At 67.2% G+C, this 25,732-nt stretch carries 24 protein-coding genes, 1 pseudogene and 1 riboswitch; of the genes and pseudogenes, 13 read left to right on the top strand and 12 right to left on the bottom strand.

Going from position 1 to position 25,732, the window contains the following annotated elements; translation table 11 throughout:
* Positions 1–92 precede the first annotated feature (92 nt).
* Positions 93–968 (top strand): TIGR03621 family F420-dependent LLM class oxidoreductase, encoded by an 876-nt coding sequence (locus DL990_RS17880; protein ID WP_125799340.1) that lies wholly within the window; start codon positions 93–95, stop codon positions 966–968.
* On the opposite strand, the gene DL990_RS17875 is transcribed toward DL990_RS17880, so the two are convergent.
* Together DL990_RS17875 and DL990_RS17870 are read right to left on the bottom strand one after the other, a co-directional pair.
* Positions 962–1,579 carry an NAD(P)-dependent oxidoreductase gene (locus tag DL990_RS17875; RefSeq protein ID WP_125782509.1) on the bottom strand — a complete coding sequence of 206 codons (618 nt, stop codon included), beginning with the start codon at positions 1,577–1,579 and terminating at the stop codon, positions 962–964. The genes DL990_RS17880 and DL990_RS17875 overlap by 7 nt on opposite strands.
* A 97-nt stretch (positions 1,580–1,676) precedes the next feature.
* Entirely contained in the window at positions 1,677–2,798 is a 1,122-nt protein-coding gene (locus DL990_RS17870; RefSeq protein WP_125799339.1) for a hypothetical protein, read from the bottom strand.
* Between the two features lie 341 nt (positions 2,799–3,139).
* Here DL990_RS17870 and DL990_RS17865 point away from each other — a divergent pair, with 341 nt between their 5' ends.
* From DL990_RS17865 to DL990_RS17850, 4 genes are all read left to right on the top strand, one after another.
* The gene (locus DL990_RS17865; protein ID WP_125782505.1) at positions 3,140–3,751 is read left to right on the top strand and encodes a 50S ribosomal protein L25/general stress protein Ctc; all 612 of its coding nucleotides are present in this window, start codon (positions 3,140–3,142) and stop codon (positions 3,749–3,751) included.
* A gap of 10 nt (positions 3,752–3,761) precedes the next feature.
* On the top strand, positions 3,762–4,358 hold the full coding sequence (gene pth, locus DL990_RS17860) for an aminoacyl-tRNA hydrolase (protein WP_125799338.1): 597 nt from the start codon (positions 3,762–3,764) through the stop codon (positions 4,356–4,358).
* A gap of 158 nt (positions 4,359–4,516) precedes the next feature.
* Complete coding sequence (locus DL990_RS17855; RefSeq protein WP_125782501.1) at positions 4,517–4,876, top strand: DivIVA domain-containing protein; 360 nt, start codon at positions 4,517–4,519, stop codon at positions 4,874–4,876.
* On the top strand, positions 4,876–5,205 hold the full coding sequence (locus DL990_RS17850; protein WP_125782499.1) for a DivIVA domain-containing protein: 330 nt from the start codon (positions 4,876–4,878) through the stop codon (positions 5,203–5,205). Before DL990_RS17855 ends, DL990_RS17850 begins: the two co-directional genes overlap by 1 nt.
* A 61-nt stretch (positions 5,206–5,266) precedes the next feature.
* Here the strand turns inward: DL990_RS17850 and DL990_RS17845 are convergent, their stop codons facing one another.
* From DL990_RS17845 to rsmA, 5 genes and pseudogenes are all read right to left on the bottom strand, one after another.
* A complete protein-coding gene (locus tag DL990_RS17845) occupies positions 5,267–6,958 on the bottom strand; it encodes a fatty acyl-AMP ligase (RefSeq protein ID WP_125799337.1) in 1,692 nt (563 codons plus the stop codon).
* Positions 6,959–7,009: 51 nt separating this feature from the next.
* Positions 7,010–8,785 carry an ABC-F family ATP-binding cassette domain-containing protein gene (locus tag DL990_RS17840; protein WP_125782495.1) on the bottom strand — a complete coding sequence of 592 codons (1,776 nt, stop codon included), beginning with the start codon at positions 8,783–8,785 and terminating at the stop codon, positions 7,010–7,012.
* Positions 8,786–8,852: 67 nt separating this feature from the next.
* Positions 8,853–9,818, bottom strand: a complete 966-nt coding sequence (locus DL990_RS17835; RefSeq protein ID WP_125791768.1) for a 4-(cytidine 5'-diphospho)-2-C-methyl-D-erythritol kinase — start codon at positions 9,816–9,818, stop codon at positions 8,853–8,855.
* 122 nt (positions 9,819–9,940) lie between these two features.
* A pseudogene (locus tag DL990_RS17830) lies at positions 9,941–10,951 on the bottom strand (methionine ABC transporter ATP-binding protein).
* Positions 10,952–11,161: 210 nt separating this feature from the next.
* Positions 11,162–11,252: riboswitch (SAM riboswitch) on the bottom strand.
* A 247-nt stretch (positions 11,253–11,499) separates the two neighbouring features.
* Complete coding sequence (gene rsmA, locus DL990_RS17825; protein WP_125782489.1) at positions 11,500–12,336, bottom strand: 16S rRNA (adenine(1518)-N(6)/adenine(1519)-N(6))-dimethyltransferase RsmA; 837 nt, start codon at positions 12,334–12,336, stop codon at positions 11,500–11,502.
* A gap of 40 nt (positions 12,337–12,376) precedes the next feature.
* Between rsmA and DL990_RS17820 the strand changes: the two genes are divergently transcribed.
* On the top strand, positions 12,377–12,961 hold the full coding sequence (locus tag DL990_RS17820; protein ID WP_125782487.1) for a GNAT family N-acetyltransferase: 585 nt from the start codon (positions 12,377–12,379) through the stop codon (positions 12,959–12,961).
* A gap of 145 nt (positions 12,962–13,106) precedes the next feature.
* Positions 13,107–14,129 (top strand): DUF222 domain-containing protein, encoded by a 1,023-nt coding sequence (locus DL990_RS17815; RefSeq protein ID WP_125782485.1) that lies wholly within the window; start codon positions 13,107–13,109, stop codon positions 14,127–14,129.
* Positions 14,130–14,189: 60 nt separating this feature from the next.
* Here DL990_RS17815 and DL990_RS17810 read toward each other — a convergent pair whose 3' ends face one another.
* The 3 genes from DL990_RS17810 to metG form a co-directional block, all read right to left on the bottom strand.
* The gene (locus DL990_RS17810) at positions 14,190–15,569 is read right to left on the bottom strand and encodes a resuscitation-promoting factor (protein ID WP_125799619.1); all 1,380 of its coding nucleotides are present in this window, start codon (positions 15,567–15,569) and stop codon (positions 14,190–14,192) included.
* Positions 15,570–15,982: 413 nt separating this feature from the next.
* Positions 15,983–16,819 carry a TatD family hydrolase gene (locus DL990_RS17805; RefSeq protein ID WP_125799336.1) on the bottom strand — a complete coding sequence of 279 codons (837 nt, stop codon included), beginning with the start codon at positions 16,817–16,819 and terminating at the stop codon, positions 15,983–15,985.
* Between the two features lie 7 nt (positions 16,820–16,826).
* Complete coding sequence (gene metG, locus DL990_RS17800; RefSeq protein ID WP_199746447.1) at positions 16,827–18,620, bottom strand: methionine--tRNA ligase; 1,794 nt, start codon at positions 18,618–18,620, stop codon at positions 16,827–16,829.
* A gap of 62 nt (positions 18,621–18,682) precedes the next feature.
* On the opposite strand from metG, the gene DL990_RS17795 reads away from it, so the two are divergent.
* From DL990_RS17795 to DL990_RS17775, 5 genes are all read left to right on the top strand, one after another.
* Entirely contained in the window at positions 18,683–19,276 is a 594-nt protein-coding gene (locus tag DL990_RS17795) for a PadR family transcriptional regulator (protein WP_125782481.1), read from the top strand.
* An 88-nt stretch (positions 19,277–19,364) separates the two neighbouring features.
* Positions 19,365–20,375 carry an ATP-binding cassette domain-containing protein gene (locus tag DL990_RS17790; protein ID WP_125782478.1) on the top strand — a complete coding sequence of 337 codons (1,011 nt, stop codon included), beginning with the start codon at positions 19,365–19,367 and terminating at the stop codon, positions 20,373–20,375.
* On the top strand, positions 20,365–21,129 hold the full coding sequence (locus tag DL990_RS17785; protein WP_125782476.1) for an ABC transporter permease: 765 nt from the start codon (positions 20,365–20,367) through the stop codon (positions 21,127–21,129). Before DL990_RS17790 ends, DL990_RS17785 begins: the two co-directional genes overlap by 11 nt.
* A gap of 92 nt (positions 21,130–21,221) precedes the next feature.
* Positions 21,222–21,836 (top strand): glycoside hydrolase family 25 protein, encoded by a 615-nt coding sequence (locus DL990_RS17780; protein ID WP_125782683.1) that lies wholly within the window; start codon positions 21,222–21,224, stop codon positions 21,834–21,836.
* Positions 21,837–21,946: 110 nt separating this feature from the next.
* Positions 21,947–23,224, top strand: coding sequence for an aminodeoxychorismate synthase component I (locus tag DL990_RS17775; RefSeq protein WP_125799335.1), 1,278 nt, complete (start codon positions 21,947–21,949; stop codon positions 23,222–23,224).
* Position 23,225: 1 nt separating this feature from the next.
* Here DL990_RS17775 and DL990_RS17770 read toward each other — a convergent pair whose 3' ends face one another.
* Positions 23,226–24,185, bottom strand: coding sequence for a zinc-binding dehydrogenase (locus tag DL990_RS17770; protein ID WP_125799334.1), 960 nt, complete (start codon positions 24,183–24,185; stop codon positions 23,226–23,228).
* 99 nt (positions 24,186–24,284) lie between these two features.
* Here DL990_RS17770 and DL990_RS17765 point away from each other — a divergent pair, with 99 nt between their 5' ends.
* Complete coding sequence (locus DL990_RS17765; RefSeq protein WP_125799333.1) at positions 24,285–24,839, top strand: QsdR family transcriptional regulator; 555 nt, start codon at positions 24,285–24,287, stop codon at positions 24,837–24,839.
* On the opposite strand, the gene rsmI is transcribed toward DL990_RS17765, so the two are convergent.
* Positions 24,836–25,672 carry a 16S rRNA (cytidine(1402)-2'-O)-methyltransferase gene (rsmI, locus tag DL990_RS17760; protein WP_125782468.1) on the bottom strand — a complete coding sequence of 279 codons (837 nt, stop codon included), beginning with the start codon at positions 25,670–25,672 and terminating at the stop codon, positions 24,836–24,838. The two genes, DL990_RS17765 and rsmI, sit on opposite strands and share 4 nt — an antisense overlap.
* Positions 25,673–25,732: the final 60 nt, after the last annotated feature.

Raw genomic sequence — 25,732 nt, 5'->3', positions numbered from 1 at the left:
CCGGAGAGTGACAGCAAAGGTCCCTTGCTTCGTTTTCGGCTCCTCGCGAAACGGCGCGCGCCCGGGCACCCGGCGTGACTAGGTTGCCGTTCATGGGGAAATTCAAGTTCGGCGTGAACCTGTGGGGCGCCGAGAACCGCGAAGACTGGGTCGCGAAGTGCCGTCGCGTCGAGGCCCTCGGACTCGATGTCATCTCCGTGCCCGATCATCTCGGGCCGGGACGGAACGCGCCTTTCCCGGCGTTGACCATGGCCGCCGCCGTGACCCAACGGCCACGCGTCGGCACGCTCGTCACCAACATGGCCTTCTACAACGCCGCGCTCTTCGCACGCGAAGTCGTCACGACGATGAAGATGACAGGCGGGCGGCTGGACCTCGGCCTCGGCTCCGGCCACATGAAATCGGAATTCGACAGTGCCGGCCTGCCGTGGATCCCGGCCAAGGAACGGATCGAGCACCTCGCCGAAAGCCTGGATCACCTGCGCGAACACTTCACCGACGAAGGGGCCACGCCCCCTCCGCTGCTCCTCGCGGGCAACAGCGACGGCGTGCTAGCCCTCGCCGCCCGCGAAGCCGACATCGCCGGCTTCGCGGGCCTTCGTCAAGCGCCGGGAAAGCCTCCGGGCACCTTCCGTCTCGACGACGCCGATCGCATGGACGAACGTGTCGCCTTCTTCCGCTCGCACACGAACGGCCGGACTCCCGAACTGAACATGCTCGTCCAGCGGGTCGTGATCACGGACGACCGGCGCGCGGCCGCCGAGGCCTGGCGTGAAGAGGTCAAAGACCAGGACGGCCTCGACGTCGACACTCTCCTCGAAACACCTCAGTTGCTTTTCGGCACCGTCGCCGAGATCGTCCGGCAACTCCAGGAGCGTCGCGAGCGGTACGGCTTCTCCTACATCACGGTGTTCGAGCCGATGCTGGAAACGTTCGCGCCGGTCGTGAAGGAACTGTCCGGTCAGTAAGCGACGCAGAAACGCTGACGGCGGTGTTCCGGCTTGTCGATCTCGTCGACGAACGCGATCGCGTAGTCGGCACCGCCGATCTTCGAACCACCGTTCTCGTCGGTGAGGAGCACGTCGCCGCCGAGCCGGAACTCGCCGGTCCGCTCACCCTCGGCCCACGCGCCGAACTCCGCGGCCGGGCTGACGTAGAACCAGTCGACATCCTCAGGAAGCTTCCGGAACGCCTCCAGCACCTCGACGTGCGCCCCGGCTTCACCCTTGTACTCGTCCGGGAACTCGGGAGTGTCGATCAGCCGCGGCCCGCCCTCGGCCACGTGCAGGCTGCCCGCCCCGCCGACCACGCCGATCCGCGCGCCGTTGTCCTTCGCGACCTGGGCGATCGAGGGCACCGCGTCGAGCAGGCCGCTCTGCCCGTGCACCGCGATGACCAGGACGTCGGCGCCCTTGGCGGCCTCGGCGAGGAAGGCCTCGTCGTACAGCGACCCAGCCCGGGTCCCCTCACCTTCGGCGTTCCTCGACACCGCCAGGACCTCGTGACCGCGGCTACGAGCCTCCTCCGCGATCTTCCCGCCCGCGTATCCGGTTCCTCCGAAAACAACCAACTTCGCCATTCGCGTTTCTCCCTATTCATCGGCGACCACGCCGATGTTAAGAACGCGAGTTCGGCTACTTCAACGTACGCAACGCACCCCGGGGTGAGTGTGCAGGTCAGCCGCCCAGCGTGGCGAACTCGGACTTGAGCTTTTCGCGAACGCCGTTGACGTCGACCGGGACCCGGACTTCACCGCGCGCCGACGGCTTCGCCTGGACCTGGTAGCTGGCGTTCCGATTCGGCAGCTTGAACTTGACCTCGCAGGTCATGCTCGTCGTGGTGTCCGGTGCCGCGTCGGCGGCCGCCGTGCAGGACTGCGCGCCGAGGGACTGCGCGGTGAAGTCGACGGTCAGCGTCAGGTGCACGGGCGTCCCGCTCACGCCGCCGATGACGGTGTTGGCGACGTCGATGGTCGCCCGGCAGCTTCCGACGAAGTCCGTGCAGTCCAGCTTGTCGTTGACGACGCTGACGTTGACCTGGGTGAGCGCGTCGAACGGCTGCCCGATCCCGCCGACCGCGGCGTCCAGATCGGTCTGGAGTTTCTTGAGCGCGTCCCCCGCGAGCGGCTCGACCCGCATCTCGGCACCGAGCGTCTTGCCGCCCGCCGCAGCGACGAGGGAAGGCGCGAAACTGACGACGCGGTGCGGCGCGGCTGCGGTCACCCGCAGTGCTCCGAGCCCGCTCCCGACGTCGTAGACCTCGGTCCCGTCCGGCAACTTCGACCGGACCGGATCGGTCAGCGGGTTCATCCCGGCCACCGCGGTCCGGAGTGTCGACGCGGCCTTGCGCGGGTTGAGCACCTCGACGGCGTTCACCGGCAGGTCCGAGCTGTCCGTGCGCACCCAGCCGGTGCCGTACAGGTCGCTGTTGCCGAGCCCGTGCGCTTTCCAGTACTCCGGGGTCGCCGAGACGTACAACTGCTTGTCCGCCGAGATGACCTGAATGGCCTTGCCGTCGACCGGAAGCGCACCGTGCGCGCTTCCGTTACGAGTGATCCGGAACTGCAGTTCCGAAGGTTGACCCGAAGCATCCTTTATTGTCGACTTGTAGACAACAGCCGGTGCCTGTTCGAGTGCTTTCAGCGCGCTCTCGACAGCGCCACGCTGCTCGGCACGCCGGTCCACCCGCTGCTGCTCGGCAGGCGAGATCCCCGCCGCGCCGTCGATCGCGACGTCGCAACCGGCCACGAGGCAGCACAGGGCGGCGATCGCGCCGATCCTCGACCGTCGTGCCGGCATACGGCCCCCTTTGTTCTCAAGTGCGAGGAGATCACACCTTAGAAAAGGGGTCACGCACCACCGCATCCGCGGGTTCCCGAAGCAGCTGTCACCGAGTTGTCACCTGAACGAGCCACCCGGCGGGACCCCCGCACGACCGGTTGGTCTACACTTTCCCGGTCTCGGCGAGGCGGGTTCCGTGAGCACCTGGTGCCCGACGTGATCGACGCGGCGGCTTGAGTGGCCACACGCGGTCGAGCACGCCTGTGGAATTCGCCGCCGAACACCAGAACCGCCCCGAACCATCCCCACCTCAGCATGATTTCGCTGAACATGTTGGTGAATTGAAGGAGTGCTACACCGTGTCCGAGGTACGCCTGTCCGTCGAGCCCCGCACCGAATTCGGCAAGGGTGCCGCGCGCCGCACGCGTCGCGCCGGCAAGATCCCCGCGGTGCTGTACGGGCACGGCTCGGAACCGCGCCACTACGCCCTGCCCGCCATCGAGTTCGCCCGCGTCGTGCGTGAGAACGGCAGCAACGCCGTCATCACCCTCGACCTCGAGGGCAAGAGCGAGCTGGCGCTGACGAAGACCATCGTCGTCCACCCGCTGAAGAACTACATCGAGCACGTCGACCTGCTGGTCGTCATCCGCGGCGAGAAGGTCACCGTCGACATCCCCGTCGTCGTCACCGGCACCCCCGGCCCTGGCACCCTGGTCACCACCGACCTCGACGCCATCCAGATCGAGGTCGAGGCGCTGCACATCCCCGAGCAGGTCGAGGTCTCGGTCGAGGGCGTCGTCGCCGGCACCCAGATCAACGCCTCGGACGTCGTCCTGCCGAAGGGCGCCTCGCTGGTCACCGACCCCGATGCGCTGGTCGTCGCCGTGAACGAGTCGCCGTCCGAGTCCGCGCTCGAGGGCGACGAGGGCGCCGGCGAGGCGGCCGAGACCCCCGCCGAGGACGCCGAATAAAGTCACTGGTGTGACCGAAGCAGTACTTCCTGGGGCCGGCGAGCAGATCCTGCTCGCCGGCCTTGGCAATCCCGGCCCCCAATACGCGGGCAACAGGCACAACGTCGGCTTCATGGTGCTCGACGAGCTCGCCCACCGCGTCGGCGGCAAGTTCAAGGCCCACAAGAGCGGCGCCGAAGTCCTCGAAGGCAGGCTCGCCGGGCAGCGAGTGGTCCTGGCCAAGCCGCGCTCGTACATGAACCTCTCGGGCGGCCCAGTCGTGGGCGCGGCCCGTTTCTACAAGATCCCCCCGACCGGTGTCGTGGTCGTTCACGACGAGCTGGACGTCGACTTCGGCGCGCTCAAGATGAAACTGGGCGGCGGCGACAACGGTCACAACGGTCTCCGCTCGATCACCAAATCGCTCGGCACGAAGGACTACTACCGTGTCCGTTTCGGCGTCGGCCGCCCTCCGGGACGGCAGGATCCGGCGGATTTCGTGCTGAAAGACTTCTCGACGGTCGAACGCAAAGAGCTCGCTTTCGAGATCGATCGTTGCGCCGACGCCGTTGAAGCGCTTATCAGCACCGGTCTCGCCGCGGCCCAGAACACCTTCCACGCTGGGTGAAACCGCTCACATGGCGGTGTGTTACAACTCGTCACTCGAAGGCGTTTCACCACGCCCCTGATCGAGTCGTGGAATAGCGCGAGCTCTTCCGGGGAACTCTCAAACCCGTTAGGACGGAATGCGGAGATCGCATTCCCCACCGAACCGGAGAGAGTTTCATGTCGTTTACGGCCGAAGACATCACCGGCGCCACTTTCCCGAACGCCCCGATCGGGCGGCGCGGATACGCCAAACACGAGGTCGACGCGTTCCTGGAGCGGATCGCCGACACGATCTCGGACCGGGACGACCTGACGGCCGCCGAGGTCCACCACGTCATGTTCTCGCGCCCGTTGATCGGCAAGCGCGGCTACGACGAACGCGAAGTCGACGATTTCCTCGACAAGGTCGAAGAGCAGCTCGCCCACCGGACCGGCCAGCACGTACCCGGCGTGCCTGGCGCGCGTGGAGAGGACGAGGCGACCGCCGAACGCGCCGTTCCGGACCGCGGTCCCGTCGAATTCCTGCGGGAGCGCTAGTGCCCGTAAGCGCGTTCGAGGCCAGAACCCGGCAGTTCGACCGGGCGCCGATCGGCGCCCGGGGTTATCACGAACCGGCGGTGGACGCGTTCCTCGAACGGGTCGCGGCGACTCTCGACGGCGACGACGACTTGTCGGTTTCGGACGTCCACAACGTGGCGTTCGCCAAAGCACCGCTTTCGAAACGAGGCTACGACCCGACGGCCGTCGACGCGTTCCTCCGGGACGTCGAGGGGACGCTGGCCGGACTCTCCCAGTCGGCCGGTTACTACATCGCGCCCGCCTTGGAACACACCCACACCCGTAAGCCACCCTGGCGACGCCGCTGACCAACGGGAGGTGCTGCGAGAGGGCCGGGCCCGCGATATTCGCGGGCCCGACCCTTTCGGGTCAGCTGGTCGCCGCGTTCTTGGCGATCTTGTCCGCGAACTGGGAGGCGGTCGCGGCCCGCTTCACCTTGCCCGAGGGCGTCTTGGGCAGGCTTCCCGCCGGAAGCACAACGACCGCGAAGGGCCGCATGTCGACGGCGCCGCGCACCTTTGCCGCGACCTCCTTCGCCAGCGCCTTCTCGGTCTCCGGGTCCCCTGCGAGTTTCGATTCGACAACGACGGCGAACCGTTCCCGACGGCTGCCGGCGTCGATCCGCACGGCCACGGCGTTCCCCGCCCGGACCCCCTCGACCGAGGTCGCCGCCCGTTCGATGTCGGTCGGGTACAGGTTCCGGCCGCCCATGATGATGACGTCCTTGCGACGGCCGCAGATCACGATCATGCCGTCGACCAGGTAACCGAGGTCGCCGGTGAGCAGCCAGCCGTTCTCGTCCTGTGTCGCGAGAGGGCCTTCCATCGTCAGGTAGCCCGGCGTCACGGCCTCGCCGCGCAGCCGGATCTCCCCGACCTCACGCACGCCGAGCACGGTGCCCTTGTCGTCGACGATCTCGGCTTCGAGCCCGTCGAGCGGCGGCCCGAGCACCGCGAAGGACCGGACCTCATCGGTCCCGCGCCGCGGGTCGCCTTCGGGGACCGGCACCGCGCGGTTGTCCGCCTCAAGCGCGTCGGCCTCGATGACGTCCAGTGTCAAACCGGTGAACAACGGCGCGAACGAAACTGCGAGGGTCGCCTCCGCCATGCCGTACGCCGGGAAAACGCATTCGGCGGGCATCTTGAACCGGGACCCCGCCTCGACGAATGTCTGGACGGCCGTCTCGTCGATCGGCTCGGCGCCGTTCAGCGCGATCCGCAGCTTCGAAAGGTCGTAAGCGTTGTCGTCCTCGACACGGGCCATGCGCCTGCCCACGATCGCGTAGGCGAAGTTCGGCGCGGCCGTGGTCGTGCCGCTGTACTTGCTGATCAGCTGCGGCCAGATCAACGGTCCCGAAAGGAACTCGAGCGGCGTGATCTTGACGAGCTCGACGCCGAACGTCATCGGGACCGTCAGGAAGCCGACCATCCCCATGTCGTGGAACGTGGGCAGCCACGAGACCATCACATCGACGTCGAAATCGAACTCGGCGCGTTCGACCATCGCCTTGACGTTCGAGTACAGGTTTCCGTAGGTGATCCGAACGGCCTTCGGGTCGGCCGTCGACCCACTGGTCAGCTGCAACAGCGCAGTGTCCGATTCGGCCGTCGGCACGGGCTCCGCCAGCGGTTCGGCCTCGATCAGCTCGGTGATGACCTGGAAGGCGATGCCGTGCTCGGTGAGCACCGGCGCCAACTGGTCGAACGGCTCACCGAGCAGCACCAGGCCGGAGCCGATCATCCGCAGCACACGAACCGTGTCCTCGGCCCATTCGGCGAGGTCAGTGCGCTGCGTGGGCTGGTGAAGCATCGTCACGCTGCCACCGGCGAGCCATACCGCCTGAACCGTCGGCGCGATCAACGACGGTGCCGCCGCCAGGACCGCCACCGCTTTGCCGGGCTCGAGCCCGGCAGTCACCAGACCGCCGGCGACCCGCTTGGCTTGCTCGTGAATCTCGGCCCACGTACGCCGAACCGGCTCCTTGGGCTCCCCGGTGACCATTCCCCGCTGCTGACCTCGCCCCGCCGCGGTGGCGACGAGCGTGTCCACGAACCGACTCATGCGCGTCACACTACTGTCCGCGCCGAAAGACGCGCGCGCCGTCGAGTGAACTCACTCCGCGTCTTCGGAGGTCTCCAGCCACTGGGCTTCGACCTCCTCTTTCTCCGTTTCGACGGCTTTCAGTTCGGTGTTCAGCTCGATGAGCTTCGTCGGGTCGGTGGCCGCCCCGAGGAGTGCCGCATGCAGCTTTTCTTCCTTCGCGTGCAGCTGGTCGAGCTTGCGCTCGAGGCGGGACAGTTCCTTCTGCGCCGCCCGCTGTTCCGCGGCGCTCTTCTTGGGACCGGAAACCTGCCCGTTGCCCTGCTTCCGGTCGGCACCGGCCTTCTCGAGACTCTTGGCGCGCCGGTCCAGGTACTCCTCGATCCCGCCAGGCAGATGCGTCACCTGCCCGTCCCCGAACAGGGCGACGATCGTGTCGCAGACGCGTTCAACCAGGTACCGGTCGTGCGAAACGACGACGAGGCTGCCCGGCCACGAATCGAGCAGGTCTTCCAGCTGCTGCAGAGTGTCGATATCGAGATCGTTCGTCGGTTCGTCGAGCAGCAGCACGTTGGGCTCGGCCATCAGCAGCCGGCACAGCTGGAGGCGTCGCCGTTCACCACCGGAAAGGTCTTCGACCGGAGTCCACTGCCTCGACGCGGGGAACCCCAGCTTTTCGGCCAGCTGCGAAGCGGTGAGTTCCTGCTTGCCGAACACGACCCGCCCCGACACCTCTTCGATCGCCTGCAGCACGCGCAGATCACCCGGCAGATCGTCGAGCTCCTGCCGCAGGTGCGCGAGGCTGACCGTCTTGCCCTGGATGCGCCGTCCGGTCTCAGGCTCGGTGTCGCCGCCGAGCAGCTTGAGCAGTGTGGTCTTGCCGGACCCGTTGACGCCGACCAGGCCGATCCGGTCGCCGGGCCCGATCCGCCACGTGACGTGATCGAGCAAGGTGCGGTCGCCGCCGACGGTCAACGTGGCGTCCTCGATCTCCAGCACGGTCTTCCCCAGCCGACGCCGGGCGAAAGTCTGAAGTTCGACCGAATCCCGCGGCTCCGGCACATCGGAGATCAAGGCTTCCGCCGCCTCGACGCGGTAACGCGGCTTCGACGTCCTGGCCTGCGGGCCGCGACGCAGCCATGCGAGCTCCTTACGCGCCAGGTTCTGCCGCTTTTCCTCGGCCGTCGCCGCCAGCCTCGCCCGCTCGGCCCGCGCGAAGATCCAGTCCGCGTATCCGCCTTCGTACTGCTCGACGCGACCGTTGGCGACCTCCCAGGTCACACTCGCGACCGTGTCGAGGAACCACCGGTCGTGGGTAACGACCACGACCGCGATCCTGCGGTTGAGCAGGTGATCCGCGAGCCAGCGCACACCTTCGACGTCGAGATGGTTGGTGGGCTCGTCGAGCACGACGAGGTCCAGTTCACCGGTGAGGGCCGCCGCCAACGCGACGCGGCGCCGTTCGCCACCGGACAGGTTCGCCGTCGCCTTCTCGATTCCGAGAGCGGTAATTCCCAGACCATCCATAATGGACCTGACTCGCGCGTCAGCGGCCCACTCGTGCTCAGCGCCGTAGCGCTCCAGAACGACATCTCCGACCGTGCTGCCGTCGGGAAGTTCGGTCCGCTGGGTGACCACGGCCATCCGCAAGCCCCGGACTTGACTGACACGTCCCGTATCCGGCTCGGCGATCCCCGCGAGGACCTCCAGCAGCGTCGTCTTCCCGCCCCCGTTGAGACCGACGACGCCGATACGCTGCCCCTCCGCCACACCGAGCGAAACACTGTCGAGCAGCGGGCGCACCCCGAAGGACTTGCTCACCGACTCCAGGTTGACCAAGTTGGCCATGCCTCAGCCGATCCTTTCCAAAAAGCTTGCAACACAACGAATTAGTCGGTGTCCATTTCGGACACCCTCATGCGTGCACCCGAGGCGGCGACGGTCGCGGCGCGTCATCCCCGCCGACCAGCCGGGCTCCGGGGACCGGCCCGTGCGCGACACGAACCGTGCGACAGACCCCCGCACCGGACAACTCCGCGGCGACCTCGACGGCCGACTGCGCGTCCGCGCACAGAAAGGCACAGGTCGGCCCGGATCCGGACACGGTGCCGGCAAGCGCACCGGCGTTGACCCCGGCCCGCAACGTGCGCCGCAGTCCCGGACGCAACGAGACAGCGGCCGCTTGCAGGTCATTGCCGAGAAGCAACGCCAGCTGCCGCGGATCACCGGACGCCAGCGCCTCGACCACCGGAGTGTGCGAACCGATCCGAGGCGGGCTGCCTTCTTCACGCAACCTGTCCAGCTCGCCGAACACCCGCGGAGTCGAAAGACCACGCTGGTCGAACGCCAGAACCCAGTGGAACGTGTGCCTCGACAAGACCGGCACCAGCTGCTCGCCCCGACCGGTACCCAACGCGGTTCCGCCGTAGAGCGCGAAAGGAACATCGCTGCCGAGCTTCGCGGCGATACCGGCCAGCTCGTCTCGGGAAATGTCGAGCTTCCAAAGCGACGCGAGGCCCACCAGGGTCGCGGCCGCGTCGGCGCTGCCACCGGCCATCCCGCCCGCTACCGGGATGCCTTTACGCAGCACCACTCGGACCTTGGACTCGCCGTCCGCCTTGCCGACGTGGGCCGCCAGTGCCTGCGCCGCCTTCCAGGCGAGGTTGTTGGCCCCTGTCGGCACGGCACCTTCGCCTTCGCCGTAAACCTCGACACCGGGGTCTTCTGTGACCGCGACGGTCACCTCGTCGGTCAGGGAAAGCGCCTGGAACACGGTCACCAGCTCGTGGTAGCCATCCGGGCGTACGTCACCGACCGACAGGTGCAGGTTGACCTTGGCGGGGACCCTGACGGTCACTGGAGGCGGTACGACGGCGAGCACCAGTCAAGACTACGTGGCCGCTCCACTTGTGCTGTCACCAGGAGAAAAGAGAACGGGACGAGTCAGGCACGAAACGGGCCGCCCGGACAGCTTTCGTCCTGGACGGCCCGTTCGCGGAGTAATCAGGCGGCGACGCCCTGCGGTCCGCGGACCGGGTGGGTCACGTGGCCGCCGCGTTCGGCGATTCAGGCGAGCGCGGCGTCCGCGCGCTCACCGCGCACACCGAGGCGGAACCGGCCGACCGGCGTGTCACCGATCCGGGTCAGACCGCCGCCGATGGTGGCGAGTTCGACGTCGAAGCGACCGGCGGCTTCCGGCAGCAGCGCACCGACCGAAGCGAAGCCGACGAGCACGACGTCCACCGCGCGGTCGTACTTCGAGGCCTGTGCCCGCCCGGTCTCGATCGCGGGAAGCAGCGCCTGCGCGGTCCGGCTGTTCGGGTCGGAGACCAGGTCGAGCACGGTTCCCCGTTCGATGATCGCCCCGGCCTCCAGGACCGCGACGTCGTCGCAGACACGGCGGACCACGCCGGCGTCGGGAGTGGTGAGCAGCACGGTGACTCCGAGCTCGGCACGCGCCCGGTCGAGCACGGTCAGGACAGCGCCGGACTCTTCGGGCTGCACGCCCGCGGTCGGGTCGTCGGCCAAGAGCACGGACGGCCCGGCGGCGAGAGCCTTGGCGATGGCCACCCGGCGCAGCTGCCCCTCGGTCAGGTCGCCTGGCCGCTGCCCCGCCCGGGGGGTGAGCCCGACCAGGTCGAGCAGGTTGCCGACCCGGTTGCGGCGCTGCGGACCGTCGAGGCCGAGCTGTTCGAGCGGCGAAGCGATGTTGCCGGCGATGGTGCGCTCGGCGAGCAATTCCGGTTTGGTGCTCACGACACCGACCTGGCGGCGGATCTCGCGAAGACGCCGTCCGTCGAGGGTTCCGGTGTTGAGGCCGTCGAGCCGGACGACGCCGCGGTCGGGGCGCTCCTGCAGGCCGATGCAACGAGCGAGGGTCGACTTGCCGGAGCCGGCCGGACCCACGACTCCGAATAGCGAGCCCGCTTGGATGTCCACGCTCACATCGCGCAGGGCGACGACCGGATTTCCGTTGAGGGGAAAGGATTTGGACAGGTTTTCGACAGTGATCACGAAGGGCTCCATGCACATGGGGCGCTGCATCTTTCGAGCGCGCCGACCGTCACCGAGTAACCGTCCGGAACGGACGGATTCAGAGATAAGGGAAAGAACTCAGGCAGTAACGGTGGAGCGTCGACACGCACTTACCGTGCGGCGACCTTCATCGACAACGCGTCGCCTGGTCAGCAGGAGCGGGTGGGTGACCCTGTTCATTAGGCACAGCCTCCATCGGTCCTGGCTGTAGCACCTGCCCTGTGGAGGGTGGTTGCTGCGACTTCGGCGAGCCAGGTCTCTCAGTCGCTCGGGATGGTTCACTGAGTAAAACCGATCCCACTGGATGAAAGCAAGCGCGTAGGCGCAGATCACACGTCTGGTCGCGTCCATCATACAGGATTCGCTGCCCATACTTTGAGACAGCGACAGGTGCTCTTGGACCTCGGCAAGGACGCTGCCTGCTAAGACGTGCCGGACTCGGGCAGATCTAGAAGAGGACTTACGCACTCGTGCTGACCTTGACCAACTCGCGTCGGCGCGGTGCCGGTCACATCTTCCACGGTCGGTCAGACGGCCGCCGCGGCGATCCGAGCGAACTCGTGCACATCCAGCTGCTCACCGCGGGTCTTGGGGTCGATCCCCGCCTTTTCGAGCAGCTCCCCCGCGCGTTCGGCGGAACCGGCCCATGACGCCAACGCGGCACGCAAAGTCTTCCGCCGTTGAGAGAAGGCGGCGTCCACCACCGCGAACAGCCGCTCCCGGTCAACGGACGACACCACTTCGCCCCGCTCGAAAGCGACGAGTGCGGAGTCCACATTCGGAACCGGCCAGAACACCGCGCGGGGCACCGCGGCGACCTTGCGCGTCTTCCCGTACCAAGCGAGCTTGACGCTGGGCACGCCGTAAGTCCGGCTCCCCGGGCCTGCCGCCATCCGATCCGCGACCTCGGTCTGGACCATCACGAGGCCGCTGGTGAGCGACGGCAGCTCGGCGAGCAGGTGAAGCACGACGGGAACCGCGACGTTGTACGGCAGATTCGCGACGAGCGCGGTCGGCTGCGTTGGCAGGTCGCCCGCCGTGATCCGCAAAGCGTCCGCACCGACGACCTTCAGCCTTTCGGCCCCGCCTCGTTCGGCCACCGTGTCCGGCAGCCGCTTCGCCAGCACGGGATCGATCTCGACCGCGACGACCTCGGCACCGGTCGCGAGCAGTCCGAGGGTCAACGAGCCGAGACCCGGCCCGACTTCCAGCACGACGTCACCTTCGCCGATCCCGGAAAGATCGACGATGCGGCGCACGGTGTTGGGATCGTGCACGAAGTTCTGGCCGAGCTTCTTGGTCGGACGTACGTCCAGCTCGGCCGCAAGCGCCCTGATCTCCGCAGGGCCGAGCAGTTCAGTCACCCGACAATCGTAGTCAGCCTCGGCAAGCCACGATTGGCCGGTGGACGACGTCGTACTCGAAGGTGAGAAAGTCCGGCTGCGCGACTGGCGGCCATCCGATCTCCGATCGCTCGAAGACCTGCTCGATCCCGCGCGGCCTTGGCACACGACCAACGGGCCCTACTTCGGCACCCCGACCGCAGCTGCTGTCGCATCCACGGCGAGCGAACTCACGACCACCAACGCCGAACGGCCCGATCCCCGCGCCAGCCTCGCCGTGTGCGACCTGAGCGATGGCAGGTTGATCGGCAGGGTCAGCTGGTACTGGGAAAGCAGGCAGACCGACTGGCGGCGGATGGGGCTGGTCATCTACGACGAGCGGTACTGGGGCGGCGGATTCGGCACCGAAGCCTTGCGCCTGTGGACGACTTACCTGTTCTCCCGCACCGACACGCTGCGCCTGGACTTCGCGACGTTCTCGGGGAACCCGGGAATGATCGCCGTCGGACGACGGCTGGGTTTCGTCGAAGAAGGCCGGTTCCGGCGCGCTCGACGCTGGTCCGGCGGCGTGCACGACGCCGTCGTCTACGGGGTGCTCCGCGAGGAGTGGGAACAGCTCACCCCCTCAGGCAGGGGTCCGACGTGATCCGCTCCCATCATCCTTGTGGCGTTTCGAACTGACACCCATCCCACTCCAGGGTGATACGCGCAGGTCGGCGCCCCCGGAGGGTAATGATCATCCACCCGATCGATACCGTGCATTAGTTCGAATCTGCCTCGACAATCGAAGGATGACCAGCACAAACATTCCCAAGGCCTTCCCGCTCAACCTGCCGGAAGGTGACGCCGAACTGCTTCTCGACGAGTTGCAGACACGGCTACGCGAAGGGCGACGTCTGATCGCCGAAGTCGGCCAGATCCTGGCCGAGATCGAGTCCCGTGGTGTCCGTGAGCTCTACGGATACAACTCGATCGCCGTCTTTTACGAGCATGTGGCTCGGGTTCCTCGAGCGGAGGCCCAGAAGGTGACCGCTCGAGCGGTCGCGCTCAATTCGAGACGGGTGCGCGACGGCACGTCGATCGACCCCGTCGCGCCTTTGACCGGTACCGCGGCCTCCACCGGAGCGCTGGCCGAGGCCGGCATCGACCGGATCGTCACCGTCATGAAGCGGCTGCCCGACCACCTCACCGCGAGCACGCGGCACGAGGCCGAGAAGGGCCTGGTCGAGCTCGCCTGCGTCGCCAGACCACGCGACGTCACGGTGGCGGGGACGGAGTTGCTCGCGCATCTCGACCCGGACGGGAACCCCAAAGAGGATCCCAGTCCGAAACTTCAGCGAAGCGAGTTCTGGTTGCGTCAGAAGCGCACCGGTCGTTGGGACCTGCGTGGCAACCTCGACCCCGAAACAGGCGCCCGCCTGAACGCGCTTCTGGTGCCGCGGGCGTATCCGGCTCCGAACAGAGAAGCCGACGACCGTACGCCGGCGGAGAGACGCGGTGACGCACTCTCGGAGATCGTCGATCTCGCGGAAAGCAGCCCGGACATCCCGTTGCCCCGGCAGGCGTCGGAGCGGGTCACCGAGCAGCCTCCGCCCGCGGAGCCGGCCGAGACCCCGGTAAGCCGTCCCAGACCGCCCCAGGCACGGTCCCAGGGCTACCAAAGCCCACACCGTGGTGACGGAGGCGTCCGAGAGGGCAGTGCGGCTCAGCGATCCCGGAATGTGGCCCACATACGGCCGCCTCGCTGGTGGGCACGACTGTCGAGACCGAGATCCGGAGGCACTACACCACCGCAGGAGCCCTTAACGGCCTGAAGGCCACCTTGCGGGACGGAACCCACACGATGGCCTTTAGGAAGGAGAACTATTTGGCGGTCAGGCCTTCTTGCCACAGTGCGGCCAAGCGCCGTAGCCACCGCGGTCCTCGCGGACCTTCTCGGCGACAGCGATCTGCTGGGCCTTGCTGGCCTGGTGCGGGTACGCGGCGTACTGGTCGCCACCGTAGGCATCCCAGGTGCTCTTGTTGAACTGCAGGCCACCGTAGTAGCCGTTGCCGGTGTTGGCGGACCAGTTGCCGGTCGACTCGCACTGCGCGATGCGATCCCAGGCGCCGGCGTCCCCGATGACCGGATCGGCGGGCTTCTTCGTACCGACCTTGACGATCTTGGGCTTGGCCTCGGTGATGACCTCTTCCGAGACCTTCTCGCGGCCGACCTCTTTGCCGTTGCGGTTGGTGACCTTGTAGGTCACGGTCTTCTGGCCCGGGGTGCCCGGGTCTTCGACCTTGGTCTTGCCCTTTTCGAGCTCCGGGTCGTCGACCTTCTGCTCGGGCGGAGCGATTTCCTCGTTTTGCTTGACCATGGTGACGCCGGTCCGGCTGATGTGGACCTCGGCGCCGTCGATCAGCTTGACGTCGAGGCCGCCGACGGCCTCGTGGTCCGGGCCGAGGGTCATCCGGAGCTCACCGAGGAATTCCTTGGTGGTGACCGAGTTGGTCTGCACCTTCCGCGGGTCGTTCGCGCCGTCGTAGACCGTGACGTTCTTGAGGGTCTTGACCTCGACGGTGGCGCCCTCGAGCGGCAGCTCACCGTTCTGCGGGAGCGACGTCCAGGTGCCGGCCTTGGCGAGGTCTGCGCGACCGAGCTGGTTCAGCGCGTCGCCGAGGTTGGTCGCGCGGACCCAGGACTCCTGTTGCGGCGCACCGTCGACGATCAGGTTGAGCTTGCGGCCGCGCTCCAGCTTGATGACGCCGCCGTCGCCTACCTCGGCCTGCGGCGAGGGCGAGAGCGAGTCGTGCGCGCCGACCGAAAGACCGGCGTCTTCGAGGACCTCGCCGACCGTGTCGCCGAAGCTGTGGACGGTCTGCTGCTTGCCGTCGATGTCGAGCGTGACGCTCTTGTTCATCGCCATCGCGGCCGCGCCGCCACCGCCGAGGGTGAGCAGCACCGCCATGACGGTTCCCTTGAGGAACCGCTTCTTCCAGACGCGGGTCGCGCTCGAAATGACCTCGTCCTTGGTCGCGGCCTTCATCGGCGCGCCCGCGGTGCGGTCTTCGGCCAGCTCGTCCGGAATGACGATCGGCGGAAGCATGGTGGTCTCGGCGCTGATCAGACGGATCAGCTCGTCGACGTCGACGTCGATCTCTGCCATCAGGGTGTCTGCGTCGGGGCCGAGTGCGGCCAGGACGTCCTGATGCGTGATGCGCGGATCGTCGGAGTAGTCCAGCTGACCGTACTGAGTGTCGCGGTCGAGCACGGCAACCGAACCGGAGGAAGCGAAGGTGTTCGTCTCTGCGCCGAGGCGCGAGCCATCCTGCCTACTGCTACCAGTCACTGGGTCGTTCCCTTTCCCAAGACGTCGAGGAGCTCTACAACCACTCCACTACGTCCTTCGTCTCGATGCGCACTTCGGCACACCTCTAGAAGTCCGACACCCGCAGCCAGCGCCATCGTCACGGTTCCAGGCCGTACCTCTCCTGGTCCCGCTTCCCCGACGTGCACTGACGTGACTGTGGGCGTAACAGCCGGAAACCGCATGAGCGGGTACCGACCGGCACGATCACGGGACAGTAACGAACCTCGCCGGGTTGCGCAAACACCGCCCGGAGTGTCGTGACGTTGGTCACTCATCAGAGTGGACCATTGTTGATCACTAATGTCGCAATCCGTTCAACCGATGGTGACTGTCGGCAAACCGAAGACCCGCTCAGCGGTCACTCGCACCGATTCGGCCACCTCGTGCACCGCCTCGCCTCTGAGTGAGGCGAGGTGCCGAACCGTGTAGGCGGCGCAGTAGGGCTCGTTCGGTCGCCCACGGAACGGATGCGGCGTTAGGAACGGCGCGTCCGTTTCGACGAGGTACTGGTCAGCCGGCACGATCCGTGCCGCCTCGTGGAGCCCGCGGGCGTTGCGGAAACTGACCGTTCCCGCGAACGAGAGGACATATCCCGCGTCGACGCACCGGCGCGCGATGTGCTCGTCCCCCGAGAAACAGTGGAAGACGACGCGGTCGGGCGCCCCCTCTTCCTCGAGGATCCGGAGGACGTCGTCGTGAGCGTCTCGATCATGGATCATCAGCGGCTTGCTGATCCGCTTGGCGAGATCGATGTGCCACCGGAAGGCGTCCTGTTGCGCGTCGTGAGGCGAGTAGTCCCAGTAGTAGTCGAGGCCGGTCTCGCCGACCGCGACCACTCTGGACTCTTTCGCGAGACTCTCCACTTCGGATTTCTCGGCCTCGCCGAATTCCTTGGTACGCGTGGGATGGATCGCGACGGCGGCCCAGACCCGAGTGTCCCAAGTGGACGCTTGCGCGGCCCAGCGAGCGGACGCGAGATCGTCCGCGACGGTGATCACCCGGGAAACACCGGCGCGTTCGGCGCGGTCGACCATGGCCGTCACATCGGCCGCGGTGACCGCGCCGCACGCGTCGAGGTGGGTATGCGCGTCCACCACCGAAACCGGCAATCTGTCCGGGATCGGCGGCAGCTCCTTCTTCTCCGCACCCATCAGCTGATCATTTCGAGATCGGCGCCCATTCGGGACCGGTCTCGCCGAGTTCCGGGTCCAGCTTGGCGAACAAGGGAGTCGGCTTCTCCAGCGGCTTGCCGACCTCGATCGGCACGGACTTCCAGCGCGCCTGCTCGGTCTTGTAGTCCCCGGTGATGATGGGGTTGATCCGGCCGGGGATGTCGAGGTCCTCGACATCCTGCAGTTCCGGCTGGGCCGCCCAGACACCGGTGCCGCCGAGAGCCTCGTGCACCTTCTGCGCAGAGTGGGGCAGGAACGGGGTCAGCAACGTGTTGGCGTCCGAGACGACCTGCAGCGCGGTGTGCAGGACACTGTCGCGGCGAGCGGGGTCGTCCTTGAGCTTCCAGGGTTCCTGGTCCGAGAGGTACCGGTTCGCGGCGGTGACGACGCGCATGGCCTCGCTCGCCGCGGCTTTGAACCGGGACCGCTGGAGGTGGGCACCTGCGGTGTCGAACGCCTTGCGGGAGAGCTCCTTGAGCTCCTCGTCGGCGGCCGTAGGGGCGTCGGGACGCGGAATGGCTCCGACGTTCTTGTGAGCCATGGCGATGGACCGGTTGACGAGGTTGCCCCACTCGTTGGCCAGCTCGAAGTTGGTCCGGCGGACGAATTCGTCCCAGGTGAAGTCGGTGTCCTGGGTCTCGGGGCCCGCGACCGAGATGAAGTACCGGAGCGTGTCCGGGCCGAACTCGCGCAGGAAGTCGTGGACGTAGATGACCGTGCCGCGCGAGGTCGAGAACTTCGAGCCGCTCATCGTGAGGAACTCGCTGGAAACGATCTCGTCGGGCAGGTGCAGCTTGCCGTACTTGCCCGCCACGCCGCCGCGATCGCCCTCGCCGTTGTGGCCGAAGAGCAGCGCGGGCCAGATCTGGGCGTGGAAGGTGATGTTGTCCTTGCCCATGAAGTAGTAGGAGCGGGCGTCCGGGTTGTTCCACCACTCCTGCCAGGCGTCCGGGTTACCGGACCGGCGCGCCCACTCGACGCTCGCCGAGAAGTAGCCGATGACCGCGTCGAACCAGACGTAGAAGCGTTTGAGCGGCTGGTCGCGCCAGCCGTCCAGCGGGATCTTCACGCCCCAGTCGAGATCACGGGTGATCGGCCGCGGCCGCATGTCGTCGATCAGGTTCTTCGTGAAGTTGAGGACGTTCGGGCGCCAGTCGGTCTTGCTGGACAGCCACTTGCCCAAGGTTTCGACGAACGCCGTCAGGTCGAGGAAGTAGTGCTCGGTCTCGACGAATTTCGGTGTTTCACCGTTGATCCGCGACTTCGGGTTGATCAGCTCCGCGGCGTCGAGCTGGTTGCCGCAGTTGTCGCACTGGTCGCCGCGCGCGCCGTCGTAACCGCAGATCGGGCACGTGCCCTCGATGTACCGGTCGGGCAGGGTCCGGCCGGTCGACGGGCTGATCGCACCCCGGGTCGTCTTGGGGACGACGTAGCCGTTTCGGTGCAGTGCGAGGAAGATCTGCTGCGTGACGTCGGCGTGGTTACCCGTGGTGGTGCGGGTGAACAGATCGTAGGTGAGACCGAGTCCCTGCAGGTCCTGGCCGATTTGACGGGTGTACTTGTCGGCCGTCTGCTGGGAGGTCATGCCTTCTTTGTCGGCCTGGACGGTGATCGGGGTGCCGTGCTCGTCGGTACCGGACACCATGAGCACCCGGTTGCCGGCCATTCGCTGGTAGCGGGAGAAGACGTCGGACGGGACGCCGAATCCGGACACGTGGCCGATGTGGCGGGGGCCGTTGGCGTAGGGCCAGGCCACCGCAGTCAACACTGGGGTGCTCATGCTTGTTTAGCCTACGGACGTCGTCTAAGGCATTGTTGTCCGGGAGAGGATCGGAGGCCTCGGTGTCCGCCACGCGTCTGCTGGTGCTGGGTGTCGTGCGCATGTACGGGAAGGCACACGGCTACCAGGTCCGGCGCGAACTTCTCTCGTGGGCGGCCGACAAATGGGGCAATGTCCAGCCGGGTTCGATCTATCACGCGTTGAAGAAGATGACCGCCGAAGGCCTCCTGGAACAGGTCGAGGACGTCGAGGCGGGCGGCGGGCCCGATCGGACCGCGTACAGGCTGACCGAAGACGGCGAGACCGAGTTCCTCGTGCAGCTCGGCAGGGCGTTGTCGAGCGACGACGCGACCGGGTACTCGCTGTCGGCGGCGGTCACGTTCATGCCGACTTTGCCCCGCGCGCAGGTCCTGGCCCTGCTGAAACAGCAACTGGCGAATATGGAAGCACACGCCCAGTCGACTCATTACGCCCGCGAACACGCCGTCGACCTGGGGAAACCGCCTCACGTGAGCGAGCTGTACCGCCTGTGGAGCGCGCACGCGGAAGCGAACGTGACGTGGATGCGAGATCTGATCGGCCGCCTCGAAGCCGGTGAGTACGTGATGGCGGGCGAGGGCGACGACGAACCGGTGTTCGGCGCACCGCCCAAGTAATCAAGTTTGACTACGGAACGACACCTAATGCACAGTGCGTCCGACAACTAGTCAAACTTGACTAGTTGGGCATCGGAAAGGGGCAGACATGATCAAGGCACGCGGCCTTGAGCGGCGTTTCCGCCGCAAGGGCCGCAATGGGGGCGAGGTCCACGCCGTCAAAGGCGTCGATCTCGACGTGTCGGCCGGAGAACTGGTCGGCTTCCTCGGACCGAACGGCGCCGGGAAGACCACGACCCTGCGCATGCTGACGACGCTCCTCAAGCCCACCGCGGGCGAAGCGACGGTCGGCGGCTGTGACCTGCTCACCGACCCGCTGGGGGTGCGCCGGCGAATCGGCTACGTCGCCCAAGGCGGCGGCACCGCGCCGGCGAGCAAGGTCGTCGAGGAGATCGAGTTCCAGGGCAGGCTGTACCGGATGAGCAAGGCGGACGCGCTCGCACGCGGAGCCGTCCTCGCCGAGCAGCTGGACTTGGCGGGGCTCGACCAGCGCACGACCGCGACCCTGTCGGGCGGGCAGCGCCGTCGGCTCGACATCGCGCTCGGGCTCATCCACTCGCCCGGTCTCGTCTTCCTCGACGAACCGTCGACGGGGCTCGACCCGCAGAGCCGGGCGAACCTGTGGGACCACATCCGCAGGCTGCGCGACGAGCAGGGAGTCACGGTCTTCTTGACGACGCACTATCTGGACGAGGCCGACGCGCTCTCGGACCGGCTGATCGTCATCGACGACGGGAAGATCGTCGCCGAGGGAACACCGGACTCATTGAAAGCGAGGGTTTCCGGCGACAGTGTCGTGATCGGGGTCTCACCGGAATCGGCGGCGGAGACCGCGGAGATCGCGGGCCGCCTCGAAGGGGCGCACGAGATGACCGTCACCGAAGGCACCGTGCGGTTCCGGGTGCCGCGCGGGGACACCGCGATGCCCGAATTGCTGCGGGCGCTGGACGCGCGCGGCATCGCGATGACGTCCATGCAGGTGCACCGGCCGACGCTCGACGACGTCTTCCTGACTCTCACAGGACGGAGCCTGCGCGACGCCGAAGAGGGCGCGCAGGTCGACGACGCCGCCGAAAAGGAGGCCACGCATGTTGCATGACACCTGGTTGATCTTCCGCCGCGACATGCTCGCGGCGTTGCGTAACCCGACGTGGCTCGTCATCGGCATCATGCAGCCGCTCCTCTATTTGTTCTTCTTCGGTCCGCTCCTGGTGAAGGCGCTCAACGCGCAAGGCCTGTCCGATGTGGACGGCTGGATGATCTTCACTCCGGCGATCATCGCGCAGCTCGCGCTGTTCGGCAGTTCGTTCGTCGGGTTCGGGCTTCTCGCGGAGTTCCGTTCGGGCGTGGTCGAGCGGATGCGGGTCACGCCGGTGAGCCGGGTGGCGTTGCTGCTCGGCAAGGTGCTCGCCAACGCGCTGCAGACTGTCGTCCAAGCGTTGCTCATCATCGCGCTGGCGTATCTGGTCTTCGACCTGAACGCGCCGTTCAGCGGCGTCTTGCTCAGCCTGGTGATCGTCTTCCTTCTGTCGGTCACATTGGCGTCGTGCTCATACGCGCTGGCGCTGACTCTCAAGAGCGAAGACACCTTCCCGGCTTTGCTCAACGCGGTCCTCATGCCGTTGCTGCTGCTTTCGGGAATCCTGATCCCGATCACCGCCGGCTCGGCGCCGGAGTGGCTGTACACGATTTCCCGGATCAATCCGTTCCGGCATGTGGTGGATGTCGAGCGGAACAGTTTCCGCGGCGACTTCTCGATGGACGCGTTGTTCACCGGGAGTGTCGTGGTGCTGGTCATGGCCGTTCTGGCCATCTGGTGGGGCGCGAGGACGTTCCAACGCGAAAACGCCTGAGACACGCTGTACCGAAAGGTCACCTCACGGCCGGTCCGCCGACGTAAGGTGACCTTTCGGTCGTACTGGGGCGAAATTCGAGGCAGGTGAGTTTGATCGATCCGGAAGGTGAGCACGGCGTCACCCTGTCCCACCGCGAGACGGTGACGGACTGGGCGGCGGTGCGCGGTGCCGACATCCGGTTCGCGTCGGTCACCGTCACCGAGAACACCAACTGGCGGGACGTCGCGGCGGAACGCAATCTGGCGGGCGCGCAGCACGCCGGTATCCACACCGGCGCACGGCACTACGCACGCCCCGGCGCCGTCCACGACCAGGCCGACCATTTCGTGCGGACGGCGAGCGCGCTCGGCGCCTTCGCACCCGGTTCGCTCGCGCCGGCGCTCGAAGTGGAGGCGCCGAGCGTCGACGACCGGTTCATCAAGGCATGGATCAAACACGTCAGGCACGCCGCGCGCGTCGAACGCGTTCTCGTGTACGCCGGGCTCGACTGCTGGACGAACCGCTTGCGGCCGGACAAGTGGGCGGACAGCGAAGTGGTGTTGTGGCTGGTCAGGCACAACGAGATCCCGGGAAGGCCGGGCTGGTTCCACTCGCGACTGGGATTGCACCAGCACGGTTTCGGCACCGGACTGCCCGGTGTGGACGGACCGATCGCGCAGGACGCCGTGGTCTACCCCTTCAAACTCACGGACGTGCTGCTGTAGTGCCCGCTCCGTGACGACGGGTATGCGTGTTGTCACCACATGGGTCGCGGATCTCACTTTCCGGCGGAGGCGGGTTGCGTTTCCGGCCACTCGAACGGTGACAATGGCGCGTGCGGTTGATGTGCCGGAGGCTGCGGACGGACGTCGGGCCCGAACGGGCACTGACGGTTCTCGGCGTACGCGCCCGGAACCTCGGACTCGCGCCGCCTGCCGCGCTTTGCGGAGACTGGTTCTCGTCGCGCGCGGTCATCGCGCTGAACGCTTCCCTGATTCCCGTCCGGGATGCGGCCGAAGCCTTCGCGATCCCCGCTCGGATGCCTTTCGTTCGTGACGCGGTGCCCGGCGCCGTCGGAGGCGGCTGGTTCGGCTACCTGGGTTATGACCTGATCGATCCGTCGGGCCGTTCCGGCGCGCTTCCTCCGGCGGCCTGGGGTTGGGTCGACAGGGTGCTGCGGCTGGACACGGACGGTTCGTGGTGGTTCGAAGCCCTGATTCCCGACGGCGCCCCGGATCCGGTCGACGAAGTGGCCGCGGTGGAATCTTCGCTCGCCGAGGTTCCCGAAGCGCCGGTTTGGAGTTCCGGCCCGTTATCGCGTCCGCTTCCGTCGGAGCACTTCGACGCCGTCAAGGCGTGTGTGCACGCGATCGAAGCCGGCGAGCTGTTCCAGGCGAACATCTGCGCACGCTTCAGCGGGGAGTTCACCGGCGATCCGATCGCTTTGTTCGCCGAAGGCGCCCGTCGCCTCGGAGCCCGCCGGGCGGCGTTCCTCGCCGCCGACTGGGGCTCGGTCGTCTCGTTCTCTCCTGAACTTTTCCTTGCCAGGCAAGGGCAACGTGTCCGGTCGACGCCGATCAAAGGGACGCTGCCGCGGCGGGACGCCTCAGACGAACACCTCGCGCAGCGCCTGCGGGAATCCACCAAGGACGTCGCCGAGAACGTGATGATCACCGATCTCGTCCGCAACGACCTCGGCCGGGTTTGCGCCACCGGCACGGTGCGTGTCCCCGAACTGCTCGCGGTCCGGCCCGCGCCGGGCGTCTGGCATCTCGAGTCCACTGTGGAGGGATCGCTCGCCGAGGGGATCGACGACGCGGCCTTGCTCGCGGCCACCTTCCCGCCGGGTTCGGTGACGGGCGCGCCGAAGATCCGGGCGCTGGATCTGATAGCCGAGCTGGAACCGGCCGCGCGCGGCGTCTACACGGGCGCGATCGGACTCGCGTCGCCGATCGCCGGGTTGGAACTGAACGTCGCGATCAGAACCTTCGAAATCCACGAAGGCACGATCGAACTGGGAGTCGGCGGCGGGATCACCGCCGACTCCGACAGCGAAGCGGAATGGCAGGAATGCCTGCACAAGTCCGCTCCGCTGGAGCGTCTGCTCGGCTGAGCTACTTGGCGGGGTCCAGCAGGAGCTTGCCCATCGTGCCGCGCGACCGCAGGGCCTCGTGGGCGGCGCGTGCGTCGGACAGCGCGTACTCGCCGCCGGCGATGGCACGGACCCTGCCCGCGAGCGCCAGTTCGAAAAGCTCGTCGAGCGCGCGGCCGAAAACGTTTCCGGGGAGTTTGAAGGCGTGCGGCAGCCACATGCCGGACACGGTGGTGCTGTGCCCGAGGAGATTGCGTGCCTCGATCGGCTTCGGCTGCTCGCGGCTGGCCATGCCGTAGAACGCGAGGCGGCCGAACGGCGCGAGGGCGGCGATGCTCTGGTCCGTGACGGTGCCGCCGGTCATGTCGAGCACGATGTCGACACGCTTGCCACCGTTCGCCTCGCGGAGCACGTCAGTCATGCTTTCGGCGCGCGAGTCGATGGCGACGTCGGCGCCGAGCTCGAGAGCGAGGGCGCGCTTCTCGTCGCTGCTGGCGGTCGCGATGACCCGGCCCGCTCCCCAGGCTTTCGCGAGCTGCACGGCGATGGAGCCGACCCCGCCGGCGGCCGCGTGCACGACGACGGATTCGCCGGGTTCGAGGTGGGCGGACTTGCGCAGCAGGAGTGAGGCAGTGGTGCCCTGGACGATGAAGGACAGCGCGGTCAGGTCATCGACGCCGTCGGGCACCTCGAAGCTGGTGACCCCGTCGGCCACCGCGCGCTCGGCGTAGCCGCCGCCTCCGTTGAGCAGCGCGACGACACGCTTGCCGTCGGCGGTCCGGCCGACGACCTCGCCACCGGGCACGAGCGGAAGCTTGCTCGGTGCGAGGTAGGAGTTCTCGGCCTGGTGCGTGTCGGCGTAGTTGACGCCGATCCGGTCGACCTCCACCAGCAGCTGGCCCGGGCCGGGGACGGGATCGGGCAGATCGACGAGGTTGAGCACCTCGGGCCCGCCGAATTCGGTCACCTGTACTGCGCGCATCCGCATCCTCCTCATCGAGATGAGACATTCTTGCATATGTCTCATACCTGAGACATGGCGTGATATGTTTCACTCATCGAAACCGCACTAGAACGCCAGTTGACTTCGCCGCGCCCAGACGCTCTGCGCGCGTTCACGATCGCGCGCGCCCGGTTCCTGGAAGGGCGCCGGGTGGACATGGGCGACCTCGCGGGCGAGCTGGGGATCAGCCGCGCCACGCTGCACCGGTGGGTCGGCGGCCGGGATCAGCTGCTCGGCGAGATCCTCTGGTCGATGACCGTGGAGGTCTTCGAAGCCCGGGCCTCGGGCAAACTCGGACGCGGCGCGGAAGGGATCGCGGAGCTCGTCGGCACCTTCGTCCGGACCGTGAACGGCTCGAAACCGTTCCGGGAGTTCCTGCGCAACGAGCCCGAGCGAGCGCTGCGGATCCTGACGACGAAGGCCAGCGTGGTGCAGAGTCGCGCGATCGCGAAAATGCGCGAGTTCCTGGACGAAGAGGTCGAGGCCGGACGACTCACCCCTCCCTTGCCGGTCGAGGACCTCGCGTACCTGCTGGTGCGGATCGGCGAGTCGTTCATCTACACCGACGTCATCACCGGCGCGGAGCCCGATGCCGCGAAGGCGTATGCGGCCGTGACGGCCTTGCTGTCCTAGCTCTTACGGGAGGCGAGCACGGCGTCGTAAAGCTCCTTCTTCGACACACCTGTCGCTTCGGCGACTTCGGCGGCGGCGGACTTGAGGCGTTCACCGGCAGCGACCCGCGACGAGACTTCGGGAACCAGGTCCTCGACGCTGACCGAACGGGGCGGCGCACCCGAGAGAACGACGGTGATCTCGCCCTTCACTCCGTCGGCGGCCCAGGCGGCCAACTCCGGCAGATTGCCGCGTTTGACCTCTTCATAGGTTTTGGTCAGTTCGCGGCACACGGCGGCTCGACGGTCGGGACCCAGGACCTCGGCAGCGTCGGCGAGCGTGCTCGCCAGGCGGTGCGGAGACTCGAAGAACACTGCCGTGCGGGGCTCGTCCTTCAGCGAACCGAGCCATTTCGCGCGTTCACCGGGTTTGCGCGGGGCGAAACCTTCGAAACAGAAACGGTCACACGGCAGGCCGGACAGCGCGAGCGCCGTGGTCACCGCGGACGGACCGGGAAGGCAGGTCACCGGCACGTCCGCTTCGACACAGGCCGCCACCAGCCGGAATCCGGGATCCGAGACGCTCGGCATGCCGGCGTCGGTCACCAAGACCACCGTCTCGCCCGACTTGAGCGATTCGAGCAGTTTCGGCAGGCGAGCGGTCTCGACGTCCTCATAGAAGCTGACCACGCGGCCGACCGGCGAAACGTCGAGGGCGGCGGTGAGGGAGCGCAGGCGCCGGGTGTCCTCCGCGGCGATCACGTCGGCCGTCGCGAGAGCTTCGGACAGGCGCGGCGAAGCGTCACGGACGTCTCCGAGCGGGGTGGCTGCCAGCACGAGGCGTCCTTCGGTCATTCCCGAAGGTTAACCGGTTCGCAGATCCGGACACCGAGTTCACTCTTCCGCCCGTAGGAT

This window comes from Amycolatopsis sp. WAC 01416, assembly GCF_003947485.1.
GTDB lineage: Bacteria > Actinomycetota > Actinomycetes > Mycobacteriales > Pseudonocardiaceae > Amycolatopsis.
The sequence above is the reverse complement of the archived record's forward strand: the minus strand, read 5'-3'. Positions and strand labels throughout refer to the sequence as shown.